The 13506-nt window shown below is 62.0% G+C and carries 17 protein-coding genes; 8 read left to right on the top strand and 9 right to left on the bottom strand.

Features of this window, described 5'->3' with window-relative positions; genetic code table 11:
• Positions 1–4 precede the first annotated feature (4 nt).
• The 3 genes from HX815_RS10335 to HX815_RS10325 all read right to left on the bottom strand — a co-directional run bounded on the left by HX815_RS10335 (position 5) and on the right by HX815_RS10325 (position 1346).
• Complete coding sequence (locus HX815_RS10335) at positions 5–217, bottom strand: hypothetical protein (RefSeq protein ID WP_087692434.1); 213 nt, start codon at positions 215–217, stop codon at positions 5–7.
• Positions 210–755, bottom strand: a complete 546-nt coding sequence (locus HX815_RS10330; protein ID WP_017475120.1) for a hypothetical protein — start codon at positions 753–755, stop codon at positions 210–212. Before HX815_RS10330 ends, HX815_RS10335 begins: the two co-directional genes overlap by 8 nt.
• 75 nt (positions 756–830) lie before the next feature.
• On the bottom strand, positions 831–1346 hold the full coding sequence (locus HX815_RS10325; protein ID WP_168197530.1) for a GNAT family N-acetyltransferase: 516 nt from the start codon (positions 1344–1346) through the stop codon (positions 831–833).
• A 132-nt stretch (positions 1347–1478) separates the two neighbouring features.
• Between HX815_RS10325 and HX815_RS10320 the strand changes: the two genes are divergently transcribed.
• Positions 1479–2159, top strand: coding sequence for a class I SAM-dependent methyltransferase (locus HX815_RS10320; RefSeq protein ID WP_177028158.1), 681 nt, complete (start codon positions 1479–1481; stop codon positions 2157–2159).
• A gap of 14 nt (positions 2160–2173) precedes the next feature.
• Here HX815_RS10320 and HX815_RS10315 read toward each other — a convergent pair whose 3' ends face one another.
• Entirely contained in the window at positions 2174–3379 is a 1206-nt protein-coding gene (locus tag HX815_RS10315; protein WP_177028157.1) for a YgcG family protein, read from the bottom strand.
• A 127-nt stretch (positions 3380–3506) separates the two neighbouring features.
• Between HX815_RS10315 and HX815_RS10310 the strand changes: the two genes are divergently transcribed.
• Together HX815_RS10310 and HX815_RS10305 are read left to right on the top strand one after the other, a co-directional pair.
• A complete protein-coding gene (locus HX815_RS10310; protein ID WP_177028156.1) occupies positions 3507–4325 on the top strand; it encodes an alpha/beta fold hydrolase in 819 nt (272 codons plus the stop codon).
• Positions 4312–5487 (top strand): PAS domain-containing sensor histidine kinase, encoded by a 1176-nt coding sequence (locus HX815_RS10305; protein WP_177028155.1) that lies wholly within the window; start codon positions 4312–4314, stop codon positions 5485–5487. Before HX815_RS10310 ends, HX815_RS10305 begins: the two co-directional genes overlap by 14 nt.
• Here the strand turns inward: HX815_RS10305 and dapF are convergent.
• Entirely contained in the window at positions 5456–6289 is an 834-nt protein-coding gene (gene dapF, locus HX815_RS10300) for a diaminopimelate epimerase (protein WP_177028154.1), read from the bottom strand. The genes HX815_RS10305 and dapF overlap by 32 nt on opposite strands.
• A 130-nt stretch (positions 6290–6419) precedes the next feature.
• Here dapF and HX815_RS10295 point away from each other — a divergent pair, with 130 nt between their 5' ends.
• Positions 6420–7478, top strand: a complete 1059-nt coding sequence (locus HX815_RS10295; RefSeq protein ID WP_008435376.1) for an alginate lyase family protein — start codon at positions 6420–6422, stop codon at positions 7476–7478.
• A 45-nt stretch (positions 7479–7523) separates the two neighbouring features.
• On the top strand, positions 7524–8024 hold the full coding sequence (locus HX815_RS10290) for an AAA family ATPase (protein WP_177028153.1): 501 nt from the start codon (positions 7524–7526) through the stop codon (positions 8022–8024).
• Here HX815_RS10290 and HX815_RS10285 read toward each other — a convergent pair.
• Complete coding sequence (locus HX815_RS10285; RefSeq protein WP_003210192.1) at positions 8021–9583, bottom strand: murein L,D-transpeptidase; 1563 nt, start codon at positions 9581–9583, stop codon at positions 8021–8023. The two genes, HX815_RS10290 and HX815_RS10285, sit on opposite strands and share 4 nt — an antisense overlap.
• A 37-nt stretch (positions 9584–9620) precedes the next feature.
• Here HX815_RS10285 and HX815_RS10280 point away from each other — a divergent pair, with 37 nt between their 5' ends.
• Both HX815_RS10280 and HX815_RS10275 read left to right on the top strand, forming a co-directional pair.
• Positions 9621–10334, top strand: coding sequence for a murein L,D-transpeptidase catalytic domain family protein (locus HX815_RS10280; RefSeq protein ID WP_023658766.1), 714 nt, complete (start codon positions 9621–9623; stop codon positions 10332–10334).
• 86 nt (positions 10335–10420) lie between these two features.
• Complete coding sequence (locus HX815_RS10275; protein ID WP_102368837.1) at positions 10421–11170, top strand: creatininase family protein; 750 nt, start codon at positions 10421–10423, stop codon at positions 11168–11170.
• A 152-nt stretch (positions 11171–11322) separates the two neighbouring features.
• On the opposite strand, the gene HX815_RS10270 is transcribed toward HX815_RS10275, so the two are convergent.
• Both HX815_RS10270 and HX815_RS10265 read right to left on the bottom strand, forming a co-directional pair.
• The gene (locus HX815_RS10270; protein ID WP_003210199.1) at positions 11323–11664 is read right to left on the bottom strand and encodes a hypothetical protein; all 342 of its coding nucleotides are present in this window, start codon (positions 11662–11664) and stop codon (positions 11323–11325) included.
• Positions 11665–11693: 29 nt separating this feature from the next.
• Positions 11694–12332 (bottom strand): hypothetical protein, encoded by a 639-nt coding sequence (locus HX815_RS10265; RefSeq protein ID WP_023658765.1) that lies wholly within the window; start codon positions 12330–12332, stop codon positions 11694–11696.
• Between the two features lie 143 nt (positions 12333–12475).
• Between HX815_RS10265 and HX815_RS10260 the strand changes: the two genes are divergently transcribed.
• Positions 12476–12739 carry a hypothetical protein gene (locus HX815_RS10260; protein ID WP_008435390.1) on the top strand — a complete coding sequence of 88 codons (264 nt, stop codon included), beginning with the start codon at positions 12476–12478 and terminating at the stop codon, positions 12737–12739.
• 15 nt (positions 12740–12754) lie between these two features.
• On the opposite strand, the gene HX815_RS10255 is transcribed toward HX815_RS10260, so the two are convergent.
• On the bottom strand, positions 12755–13486 hold the full coding sequence (locus HX815_RS10255) for a GntR family transcriptional regulator (protein WP_003210205.1): 732 nt from the start codon (positions 13484–13486) through the stop codon (positions 12755–12757).
• Between the last annotated feature and the right edge of the window lie 20 nt (positions 13487–13506).

Genomic DNA, 13506 nt, shown 5'->3' with positions numbered 1-13506 from the left:
TACTTCACTCGATGTCGAACATACGCTCAATCAGCTTTATCGCCTGACGCCCATCCGCCGCATACAACCCAGCTAGCGCTTGTTGATCCGAAAGCCGGTGCAAGTCGAAGTGGTTGTAGAACGCTTGGCCGGTGCGCTGCGATTCAAAATGACTCGCCTCAAGAAGGCGCAGGAACTCCAGATAAGCCAACTTCTCCAGTGCGAGGCGCTCAGCCATCACCCTGTCCTTCCAACGGAAAAATGACTTCCTGAGTATCCAGGTTCTTGATCGTCGAGTACGTGCGGTACTCCACGCTGTAGGCACCCGGGTAGCCCTTGGTGCTGGCGGTCATGCGGAAGGTCACGACATACCGCTGGCCCCCGGCAAACACCACATCATCGGCGCCTTTGTTGCAGAAGGCGCCGCCGGTGCCCAAGGCGTTCATCGACACGTTGCACCAGCGCAATGAATGCTTGCCCGGAGCCAACTTGAGCGCCTGTTCACCGGACACATCAAGGATTGAACGTCGACCGGCGCCCGGGAGCGCAACGCCGTCTACTTCCGTGGCCAACACCAAGCGGTGAAACGGCACGCCCAGTTCACGTACCCGGAACGTTTCGAAGTACACCAGCGCTGCATTCGGGTGGTTGTCGGAGAGGTCGACCGGTTGCATTTTTTCCGGGGCCCAATCGCCTTGGTAGTTCTTGTAGTGGTAGTCGGAACAGGCGCCGAGCAGCGGGAATACACAGGCAACGGCGAGCTTTAACACTTTCATCGGATAAACGGTCCTTGTGAGCGATGACATCATATCGACATTATTTCGATTTTCTTAAGTGCAATTGCTCACGCGTTAAGACTGAAGTCTTTTACCAAACAACCGATTTTCATGGGTTTCATTCTGGAACGTATACGTAGGCGCCCCCAATAGCTCATAACCACGACGCGGATAAAAACCCAGCGCCCGCTCGTTGCCGACCCACACCGTCGCCCACAACAAAGAAGCGCCACCCTGCCCTGCGCGCTGTTCAGCCGCTTGCAGCAAACGGTAGCCGAGTCCGAGCCCGGTAAACCGTTCCTGGATGTAGAGCCGCTGCAACTCCGCCGCCTTCGGGGTTGAGATCAGCGCATGGCCGGTATCCATCGCCACCTGGGCAAACCCCACCAGATGCCCGTTGGATTCAGCGACGATGATGGCCGTGCCCGGCTGGGCGATCAGCGCGGAAATCGTCTGGGGCGAAAACGCTTGCAGCGCCTCGGCAGCGATTGAGTCGCGAATGCCTTCGGTGGCGTAGGTATCGAGAAAAACCTGCATGCCCAGCACACCAACGCATAACGCGTCTTCAGGCCGTGCATCGCGGATAAGCATGTCGGGAAGCATTCGAGGGGTACTCTCAAAATCAGCAAAGGCAACGTTTTAACACAACTGCACATCTCTTCAATTGCCAGCCTGAATTTGCCCCAGTAGGGTTGTCGCTTCCCCCGCCAACAGGAGCCAGCAATGACCTGGTTTTCAGATCCCGACGCTGTCGCCCGCTACGCCGAAGGCCCGGTGAGGCTGGTGCCGGGTTTCGAGTCCCTGCAGCGCATGACCACCCTGTTGCTGCGCGAAAGCGTCCCGGCCACCGGCAAGGTATTGGTACTCGGTGCAGGCGGCGGCCTGGAGTTGAAGAAGTTTGCCGACAGCCAGCCCGAGTGGCAGTTTGTGGGGGTGGACCCGTCTGCCGAGATGCTGAAGCTGGCCGAGGCCACCTTGGGTCAGCTGATGGCCCGGGTGCAGTTGCATGAAGGCTATATCGATACCGCGCCCGAGGGGCCGTTCGATGCCGCCACGTCCTTGCTGACCTTGCACTTCATCCCGGCCGAAGAGCGTCTGCAAACCTTGAAAGAACTGTGGCGGCGCTTGTCGCCGGGCGCGCCTTTGATTGCGGCGCATCACAGCTTCCCCCAATCCTCGCCAGAGGAAAAAGCGCGCTGGCTGAAGCGTTATGCAGCCTATGCGGTGGATTCCGGCGTACCGGCTGAAGATGCCCAGCGGGCGATTGCCGCCATCAGCAGCCACTTGCCGGTGCTGTCACCCAACGATGATGAAGCGCTGCTACGGGAGGCAGGCTTTGAAGGTGTGGAACTGTTCTACGCGGGCTTCAGTTTCAAGGGCTGGATTGCCTACAAGCCCGCCTAGCTTCCGGGGGAGGCTTACCAACTCCCCGACGCCCCACCCCCACCACTGGAACCACCACCACCCGATGAGCTGCTGCTGGAACTGGAACTCGAACCGGAGGAGCTGGAGCCCCCACCAGACCCCGACCCCGACCCGCCGCTGATACCGTGGGCAAAGATGAACAGCGCCGCGAACGAAGCGAAGGGAAACGCCAGCAGCCATCCCGTGGCGCCCTTGTCAATCAATGCCCCCACGATCCCGTACACCACCAGCACCGCCACCAGCCGCGCGATAAAGCCACCCTGGCTCTCTTTCCACATGCTCTTCATCACCAGGAACAGGCCGAGATACAGGCCCAGGACCAGCAACCCTGCGAATGGATAAGCCAGCCAGTGAATAAGGGATATCTCGCGCACGAAGTTATCGGTCAGCAGCACGCCGGCGATGTAGCCCAACAGCACCAGCACGGTGTAAAACGCCGCCCTCGCCTGCCACAACGCGCCGAAAGTAGCGCCACCGATCAGCATGCACAGGGGCAGCAACAGCAAATAGACCGGCCAGTCCTTGCCGCCCGCAACCGCGACCAGCACCACGGTGACAACGACCACCGCCATCAGGGCCCGGCGCCAAGGGAGTTTTTCGGCCCCCATCAATACCCCGACCACCCCGCCAAACATGAATGCCAGGAGTACCGCATACGCTTCAGGCGGGAAACCGGCCTTGGCCACCTCGGGCAAATTGCCGCCGTCCACCAACAGTGTCAGGTCGTCCACCGCTTGCTGCACGCCGCCTGCGTAATCGCCCTGGCGAAACGCCGGGGTGATGTGTTCCTCGATGATGCGGTGGGCCAGCAGGTCGGTGACCACGCCCTCCAGGCCGTAACCGACTTCGATCCGAACCTTGCGATCGTCTTTCGCCACCAGCAGCAGGATGCCGTCGTTGACGTCCTTGCGCCCCAGTTTCCAGGCACGGAACAGTTGGTTGGCGAAGTCCTCGATGCCAACGCCCTGGGTGCTCGGCAGCAGCATCACCGCCACCTGTGCGCCCTTGCGTTGTTCCAGACCGGCGAGTTGCGTGGTCATACGCGATTGAGTGGCAGCGTCGAGGGTTTGGGTCAGGTCGATCACGCGCTGGTCCAGCGCAACCGTGACCGGCGCCGGGGGAACGGTATCGGCCCACACCTGCGAGCCGGAAACGATCAGTAGCAAGCCCAAGACACATTGCCGTAGGAACACCATCATGTTTTGTTACCTGAAGTTTCATCCTGAATCGGCCGACTTTACCCTATCGACGCTATAAACAGGTGACCCGACGCCACCGACTATCTAGACTTACGCCCCCCCCACACACGCCCTACACGAGAACGCCATGGACCTTCAGCAGCGCAACAACGTCAGGGTGTATGGCAGCGGTCCCACGACCCTGGTTTTCTCCCATGGCTTCGGGTGTGATCAAACCATGTGGAATTATCTGTTTCCTCACTTCACCGGCCGTTTCCGCGTCGTGCTGTATGACCTGGTGGGGGCTGGCCAGTCCGATCTGGGCGCGTACGACAGCGAAAAATACAGCTCACTCGCCGGCTATGCCCATGACCTGGGCGAGATTGTTGATGAATACGCCGCGGGCCCGGTGGTGCTGGTGGGGCACTCCGTCAGCGCCATGATCGGCGCCCTGGCCGATCGCCAGGCCCCCGGAAAAATCGCCGCCCATGTGATGATCGGCCCTTCGCCCTGCTATATCGATTCCGGTGCCTATACGGGCGGGTTCACCCTCGAGGATATCCATTCATTGCTCGATACCCTCGACAGCAATTACCTCGGCTGGTCCAGCACCATGGCCCCGGTGATCATGGGCGCGCCTGGGCAACCGGCCCTCGGCGAAGAACTGACCAACAGCTTCTGCCGCACCGAGCCCGACATCGCCAAGCGCTTCGCACGGGTGACGTTCCTGTCGGACAACCGCCAGGACATCGCCGGCCTGATGACCCCCACCCTGATTCTGCAATCCACCGACGACTTGATCGCACCGGTCTGCGTGGGTGAATACCTGCACGCGGCGTTGCCCGCCAGCACGTATTGCCTGGTCGATAACGTGGGGCATTGCCCGCACATGAGTGCACCTGGGGCCTGCTCAGCGGCCATGGACAGTTTCCTGTTGCCATGGGTAGGTGCCGATGCCAGTCGATAACCTGTCGTTGCCGGATCCTCAACGTTTGTTCGACGGCGCGCCCTGCGCCTTGGTAGTCACCCGGGAAGACGGCACCATCGTGCAGGCCAACCAGTGCTTCAGCGACTGGACCGGCTTCAGCATCGATGAGTTGAAAGAACGACGGTTCCAGGACTTGCTGACGATGGGCGGGCGGATCTTCCATCAGACGCACTTGGGGCCACTGATGAAAATGCAGGGCTCCATCGCCGAAGTGAAACTCGACCTGCTGCACCGTGACCGGCGCACCGTCACGGTATTGCTCAACGGCGTCAGGCACGAACATGCCGGTATTGCCTACAACGAACTGGCCCTTTTCGGCACCACCGACCGCGACAAGTACGAGCGCGAGCTGCTCAACGCCCGCAAGCTGGCTGAAGCCTTGCTGCAGGAAAAGACCGCCGCTGAAGTCGCGCTGCATCAGGCCCAGGCCGAACTGAGCAGCGCCTATGAAATCGCCCAGCGCCGGGCGCTGTTTGCCGAGCAGATGGTCGCGATTGTCAGCCATGACCTGAAGAACCCGCTTACCGCGATCAAGATGGCCTCGGAGTTCCTCGCCCGTGGCGAGCGCAGCCCCAAGGAGCGCCAACTCCTGGGGCATATCGGCCTGTCCACCGAACGGGCGCAGCGGATGATCGCCGACTTGCTGGACTTCACCCAGGCCAGAGTCGGCCAGGGCATCAGCATCAATCCCGTAGCACTCGACCTGCACGCCGTCACCCGTGACAGTCTCGACGAGTTGCGGGTGGCGTTCCCCACGGCGACCCTCGAACATCACGCCACGGGCAGCGCCCGCACGTTCCTGGATGCCGACCGCATACAACAAATCATCGGCAACCTGGTGGCCAACAGCGTGGCGTACGGCGACCTGCAACAGCCGATTACCATCACCTCGCACCAAGACGCGCAAGAGAGCCGGCTCTCGGTGCATAACCACGGCCCGGCGATTCCCGAAGCGTTGATGGCTGGCTTGTTTGAGCCCATGACCCGAGGCACGGAGCAAGACAGTGAGGTGCGTAGCGTTGGCCTGGGGCTGTTTATCGTGCGGGAAATCGCCAAGGCCCATGATGGAGGTGTTTCGGTGAGCTCAAGCCCGGACCGGGGCACCATCTTCAGTGTGCACTTTCCATTGCGCCACCCATGAGCGCGGCAGCCACAGTGCCGTGAACAACGGTTTGGACAGCCCCCGTCAACACCACGCCGCCACGCCCATCCCAATGCACCGTCACGGTACCGCCATCGCATTGCACGTCGACGGTGTTATCCAGCAGCCCACGACGAATCCCGTTGACCACCGCGCCACAACAGCACGAGCCTGAGCCCTGCGGGATGCCGCCGCCCCGTTCCCAGATGCGCAGGCGGATATGACACCGGTCGAGTACCTGCACGAAATGCACATTGGTCTTGTTGGGGAACAACGGGTGGGTTTCCAGTGACGGGCCAACCGCCGCAATATCGACCGTCGCCAGATCATCGACAAAGAAGGTGCAGTGCGGGTTGCCCATGCTGCACGCCGCCGGGTTGCCCTCCAGCGGCAAGCGTTCGGTGTCCATCGCTTGCGCCAGCGGAATAGCTTCCCAGCCCAATGACGGCGGCCCCATGTCCACCGACACCCGCTGCGCCGATTCGCGCACGCAGGTCAGCAGCCCCCGGTTGGTTCGCAGCACGAGGGTGGCAGTGCCGGCTTCGCGCATCAGCATGTCTGCAACCCCGCGGGTGGCGCTGCCGCAGGTGTCGAGCGGGGTGCCGTTGGGGTTCCAGAATGTGATACGGGCGGCCGCGTCAGTGCAGTCGAGCACCACGGCCAATTGATTGAAGCCGATGCCGCGATGACGGTCACCCAGGCGGCGGGCGATTTCAGCGGTGATCGGGTCATCCTGGCCGCGCCGGTCGATCACGATGAAATCATCACCGTGGGCGTGCATCTTCACGAACTGCAAAGTCATGGGGCGTCCTGTTCTCGACCGGGCTTGGCGGGCTAGGATAGGGGGCTGGCGGGTATTTCATCAAACTCCCATCACGGGCATGGTAGCGTGGCTGCGCCCCGATCGGGTCAATCCATCCCTGAGGAACAGCATGCTCCAACGCCCTCTGCACACCGTGGCCCTCGCCGCGCTGCTCGCCGCGTTCGCCAACGCCGCCTTTGCCGCGCCCCAGGTCCTGAGTGCCTGCCAGCCCGCCACCTCGAATCCGACCTCCAAATCGCTGCTGGCTGCCGCCCAGCGCCACCTCGGCGACCAGCCCGACGCCCTGCCCCATCTGCACACCGAAGGTACCCTGCCGAACCACGGCATCCGCGAGCAAAGCATCGCCGCCGAGAAGGATTGGCCAGTCATGCGCCAGGCGGCCCTGGCCTGGCGCCTGAGCCGTGACACGCGCTACCTCAAGCAAGTGGATGACTACCTGAGCGCGTGGGCCAGCACCTACCAGCCGGACTTCAACCCGATCGACGAAACCAACCTCGACATGCTGATCAGCGCCTACGCCCTCACCGCCAGCGACCTTCGCCCCCAGACCCGCGATGCCACCCGCGCGCTGCTGACCAACCTGGGCAATGGCTATATCGAGCGCATCAAGCAGTTCCACGGCGAAAAGAAAGCCACCAACACCAATAACTGGCAGAGCCACCGCGTAAAACTGGTCACGGTGGCCGCCGCCGCACTGGGCGACCGCGAGATGCTCGAACAGGCCTTCCAGCTGTTCCGGCAACAGATCAACGACAACGTACTGCCCGACGGCTCGGTGAGCGACTTCCAGGACCGTGACGCCCTGCACTATGTGGTCTACGACCTGGAGCCGCTGGTGCAGGCCGCGCTGGCGGCCAAGCCCTACGGCATTGGCGGCAACTGGCTGGACGTCACCGCGCCCCACGGTGGCTCGCTGAGCGAAGCACTGGACTGGCTGGCGCCGTATGCCAAAGGCCAGCGCAGCCACGAAGAGTTCGTGCATACCCACGTGCAGTTCGACCGGGACCGGGCCCGCGTAGGTGAGCCTGGCTACAGCGGCGAATGGAACCCGAAAAGCAGCAATACGCTGTACTGGCTGGCGGCGCAGTTGGACGCCCGGTATCTGCCAGTGGCCGAACAACTCGCGCCCAAGCCTTCGGACTGGATCAGCGCCTGTTATTTGAAGTGAGTCGCCCGGTAGACTGAGCCGACTCACCCCTTCGAAGGATCGACCATGCTTATTGTGTTCAGCGGCCTGCCCGGCACCGGGAAGACCACAATTGCCAAGGCCCTTGCCGGCCAATCCGGCGCCGTGTATCTGCGCATCGACACCATCGAGCAGGCCATCCGCGATGCAGGGGTCCTGGAGCAAGGTGTGGGCAGCAGCGGTTACCAGGTGGCCAATGCGCTGGCGTTGAGCAACCTGTTGCTGGGCCGCACGGTTGTCGTCGATTGCGTTAACCCGGTGGCTGAAAGTCGTCAGGCGTGGAGCAACACTGCGCTAAGCGCCGGTAAGCCGCTGGTGAATATCCAGGTGGTGTGCTCCGACCCACACGAACACGAACGCCGCGTGGAGTCACGCACCAGCGATATTGCGGGGCTCACGCCGCCCACCTGGCACTCCGTCCTGGCCCATGAATATGAGCCATGGGCCGAGTCGCCATTGACCGTCGATACGGCGCGCGTGTCTCCCCATGAGGCGCTGACCTTGATCAACGCTCAGCTAAGCGCCTAGAGCGCACTCTCCATCGCTTTCATCAACACCGGGTCGCGCCCGTAAATGTCCGGCGCGTAGAGCAACGCGCCCTTGCCATCGACCTGCACCGTCCAATACCCCAGCAGCACCGGTACCGGCGTCGCGAGCCGGAACTCGTGGGTGGTTTCCGTCGCCAGCAGTTCTTCGGTGCGGATCTTCTCCGCCGGGCTCACCAGCAAGTCCCGCAGCAGCAGTGGCTGCTCAACCCTCACACATCCCGAACTGAAGGCCCGCGGGCCCTTGGAGAACAGCGGCTGGCTCGGCGTGTCGTGCAAGTACACCGAATACGGGTTGGGAAAGCGCAGCACGATCCGGCCCAGCGGGTTGCGCGGGCCGGCGCCCTGGCGCAGCAGGATGTTGCCGGGGTGCGACCAGTCGACCTGTTCCGGTGCCAGCGGGTTGCCCTGGCTGTCGAGCACTTGCAGGTTCTGCTGGCGCAGGTATTCGGGATTCAGGCGGATCGCCGGCAGCTTGTCCTCGCGCATGATGGTGGGCGGGATGGTCCAGGTGGGGTTCAGGGTCAGCCGGGTGATGCGCGACTTCAGCAGCGGCGTCTGGCGGTCGGCGCGGCCGACTTGCAGGCGGGTTTGCCACACGGGCACGCCGCCCTGGTAGAAGCTCAGTTGCGCCGCGGCCACGTTCACCAGCACGCCCTCGGGTTCCAGGTCCCGGGACAGCCAGCGAAACCGTTCAAGGTTGATGCGCAATTGTTCGCGGCGAATCGCCGGGCTGATGTTCAGCTCGGTGACCGTGCCGGGGCCGATCACGCCGTCGGCTTGCAGGGAATGACTTTGCTGGAAGGTCTTGACCGCGTTGACCAACTCGCCACGGTATTGCGTCCCCGCGGAGGTGGCGCTCAGGTAGCCGCCATTGACCATTCGCCGCGCCAGTTGCGGCACCCGCGAATCGTCCATGCCCGGGCGCAACAACGGGCCGCTGGCCACGGCCTCCCAATGCTGCAACGGTTGCTGGCGCAAGGCGGCGTAGGCACTGCGCAGGCCAAGGTATAGCGGCGCGCTCGGCCGGGCCTGGTCGAAGGCTTGGGCGACGTTCTGCATGCCGGCCTCGGCCATGGCGAGCAATTGGGTGTCGGGGTCCGGGGCCGGTTGCGAATGCCAGACGGGCTCGAAGCGCGACTGCTGCAAGCGGCCGAAATGCAGGTCCTGCAGGGCTTGCAGGTACTGCTGGCTGGTACCGATATCGATGCACAGCACGTTCCCCGTGGCATCCGCCGGGGGCAGTCTATAGTGAGTCGGGTCCAGGCCATCGTCGGCCAGCAACTGCAGTTGGGCTAGCAATGCGGCGCGGCGATCCCCCTCGGACCACAGCACCACGTCGCCCTGCTGCTGATAAAACGCCTGCAAACGCGCCAGGGAAGGCGCATCGACCTGCCCGGCCGGGCCTGGGCAAACGGTCGACAATTGCGAGAGCGCCAATTGCACCGGGGCCGGCGACACCACCAACAGGTCTTCGGCTGTCGCGACCAGCGGTGCAACGAGCAGGCAAATGCTCAAGTAACATGCGTGTTTTTTGAACAATCGCTTAGCTCCCATCCACGGCGGAGATGCTTTATACATGCTGACCTTTTGCTGCCGACTCGGCCTGATCATCTCGACCTTTGCCTCGCTGAGCACCGTTGCGCTCGCAGACACGGGTAAACCTCTTACTCTGTATAGCAGCCTCGCCCACGCCGCTCCAGAACTCAACCCCGATGTACTGAAAAGAGCCTTGAGCGCCATGCAATGCGCGGTGGGCAATGGCATCGAACAGTCCGACCGGCTGGCGGTGATCGACTATTCCCAACCTTCGACCGCTCGTCGCCTATGGATCTTCGACCTGCGCAAGAAGACATTAGTGCTGCGGGATTTGGTGGCCCACGGACAAAAATCCGGGGAAAACTTCGCCACCCAGTTCTCCAACCGTGAAGGCAGTTACCAGTCCAGCATTGGCTTGTTCCGCACCCAGGAGAGCTACGAAGGCGCCCATGGCTACTCGCTGCGCATGGACGGCCTGGAACCGGGTTTCAATGACCGTGCACGGGACCGCGCCATCGTGATCCATGCCGCCGACTATGTAAGCCCGTTGTGGAGCAAGCGCGAAGGCCGTATCGGCCGCAGCCAGGGTTGCCCCGCCGTACGCCCGCAGGTAGCGCGCCAGGTGGTGGACAAACTCAAGGACGGCCAGTTCATGTTTTCCTGGTACCCCGACCAGCGCTGGCTGAAGTCCTCGGCTTACCTCAACTGCAAGCCGCGCCAGATGGCGAGTGCCGGTACTGTCAAAGGCGGTTGATGCTCTCGCTGTTGCCGTGCACCATGCGGCTCACGCCACCAGGAACTCCACCGTGTTCCTGGGCTTGATGAGAGAGAGAACCTGAGATGCTTTTACATCAATCCACCTGGATCGAGATTGGCCAGTTTCTGGAACGCAGCCGCAGCATCGTGATTCCCATCGGCTCCAACGAACAACACGGCCCCACCGGCCTGTTGGGCACCGACTGGATGTGCCCGGAAATCATTGCCCATGAAGCGCAGAAGAACGCCGACATCCTGATCGGCCCGACCTTCAACATCGGCATGGCCCAGCACCACCTGGGCTTCCCGGGCACCATTTCCCTGCGCCCTTCGACTTTTATCGCGGCGATTGGCGATTGGGTACGTTCGTTGGCAGGCCATGGTTTCGAGAAGATCCTGTTTCTCAATGGCCACGGCGGCAATATTGCCTCGATCGAAGCGGCGTTCTCCGAGCTGTATGCCGAAGCCAGCTTCAGCGGGCGCCCGTCGGGTTATGCGCTGAAACTGTGCAACTGGTGGGACCTGGAAGGCGTGAACGAACTGGCGCACCAGCAGTTCCCGGTGGGCCATGGCAGCCATGCCACGCCGTCGGAGATTGCCGTGACCCAATGGGCCTACCCGGACGCGATCAAGTCGGCTGACTACTCGCCGCAAATCGCCAACACCGGCCCGATCCGCGAAGCCCGCGACTTCCGCGCGCGATTCCCGGATGGGCGCATGGGTTCAGACCCGGCGCTGGCCACCCCGCAAAAAGGCGGTGAGTTGGTGGCGTTGGCGGCCAAGGGGTTGGTGAAAGCGGTCGATACGTTCAGCAGCGAGCCAAAGCCGAGCTGAATCATTCGCTCAAGACAATGAAGATCAACTGTGGGAGCTGTCGAGCTTAAGCGAGGCTGCGATGGGATCACCTCGGTGTCACTGTCATACCGCAGCGATGCTATCGCAGCCTCGCTGGGGCTCGACAGCTCCCACAGACTGGCCCCAGTCGATTACAGGCAATCCTGCGCCGCATGCTCGAACCGCGACGGCTTGAACGTCGATGCCAACGGCTTGCGCTCGTACAGGAACACCTTGCCGCCGTCCTGGGACTTGTAGACTTCGAGGATGTTGTCCGCGGCGATCTTGCTGCTCACCACGATCCGGGCATGCCGCGAATTCTGCGTGACCGTGGAGGTCATGCCGTTTTTCTCGAACTTGGGCACCACGCACTGCACGTAGGCTTCAGGGTCCTTGGCGGTTTGCAGGGTAAGGGTTGGGGCATTGGGGGCGGATGCACAGCCCGTCATCAATAAAGAAGCAGAAGCCATCGCTGGCACTAACAACACGCGCATAAAAATTCCTGAAAAATAAACGAAGTGGGCTAACCGGCAGCGACCAACGCCTTGAGCGAGGCATCGAACTGCTTTAATGCGTTCAACTGAACGTCGCGCTGCTGCCCAATCTGTGCAGCGATCTGGGGCGCCGTTTTGTCATGTACCCACACATTAGGCAAGTGCATTTGCATCGAACCCTCGGCTTTGGCGATGTATTGCAGGTCAAGGTCATAGAACTTGGCAACAAACCGCGCTTCCACCCGATCATTACGCTGGGTCAGCAATTGGTTGTAGGTATCGAGCATCACCACCACATCCGGGTGCGCCTGCAACAGCGCATCAAGGTTGTCGTAACGGGTGACCGAGGCAAAGGTGTGCCGCAACGACGCCATCAGCCAGTCAATCGCCAGGTCCGGGTCGGAACTGTCGACGAAGGCCTGGCGAATCTGCTCGTCCAGCTGGCCCTTGGCACCATTGACCGCCATGGCGTGGTAGCGCGCCAGGTACTCAAGGTTGTCGAGGGTGTTGTCGCTGTAGAGCACGCCGACCGATTGCGAATGCTGCAACCCGACCGGGCTGGCGACGATTGGCGCCAGGTGGCTGGCTTGAAGCCCCCCGGCCGACGCAGAGCCAACCATTGTGCTCATCAGCAGCGCCACCAGGGCCAAACCGGTAAAAGTCCTCATCGCAGGGTCCTTGCACATCATGTTCAATGATGGCAATTGTCCTCCTTTTTCAGAAAAACAGAACTCGCAATACTTGATGGTGACTATTATCTAGAGCAATAGTGTCGTGCAGGCCGCCTCACACAAAATGATAAGGAACGCCTATGAAGCCCCACCAGAAAACCTTCGATCGCATCCGTGAAGCTGTGCTTCCGGAGTTTCGCGAGCGGGTTGCCGATTACCTGGTCGACTATGAGGAAGTGCTGCTGGACAACGCCGCCGAACCGGAAGTGGTCTACGCGATTGCCCAGCAATTGCGTGGCTACTTGCGCGGCTTGAACACCACCCGGGTGCTGGGCATGGCCGACTGGGAAGACCTTGACCGCCGGGTGGTGCAAAGCTGGCTGGTGCTGCTCAAAGCCGAATAGCACCGCGCCTCAAGCTCAGCGTATATCCACGCGATAACGGAAATGTTCGGCGTGGCCACGGCCGCGTCGCAACTCCAGGGGTTGGCCGGCGTAATCCCGGGCCAGCCGCTCGATCACCATCACCGGGCTGCCCACCGGCACCTGCAACCAGCGGGCCCACACGTCATCGATGGACTCGGCGGTGAGGGCTTCCTCGGCAGAAGCGACTACTTGCCCGCAGACTTCTTCGTAAGTGGGGTACAACAGCAATCCCTGCCGGGTCAGATCCACGTCCAGCAGCGCCTGGAACCGCTCGCGCGGCAGCCAGATTTCCTCGGCCAGCACTGGCCCGGTGTCCAGCACGTGTACCCGCACGATGCAGATTACCGGCGCATCCGCTGCCAGCCCCAGCACCTCGCTCACCGACAACGGCGCCTTCACCGGCTTGACCGACAGGATCCGGCTCTGCGGCAGCTGGCATTCACCGCCCGGGCCCTGGAAGCGGAAACACCGGAACAACGACGACTGAAACTTCGGGCGGCGCACAAACGTACCACGGCCCTGCTGGCGCTCCAGAATGCCCTCGCCCACCAATGCCTCGATCGCTTTACGCACGGTGCCGGTAGACAGCTGGTACTGGGTGGACAACACCGCTTCAGGGGGAATAGCCGCACCGGCACGCCAGTGATTATTGGCAATCTGCTCAATCAGATGATCCCGAAAACGCTGGTACAGCGGCAGGCGGGAGTCACTCGACAGTATATTCATGGATCAGGATTCACTTAGTA

The sequence above is a fragment of the Pseudomonas sp. E6002 genome (assembly GCF_013385565.1).
Taxonomy (GTDB): Bacteria; Pseudomonadota; Gammaproteobacteria; order Pseudomonadales; family Pseudomonadaceae; genus Aquipseudomonas.
This window is presented reverse-complemented; position numbering and strand designations above follow the sequence as displayed.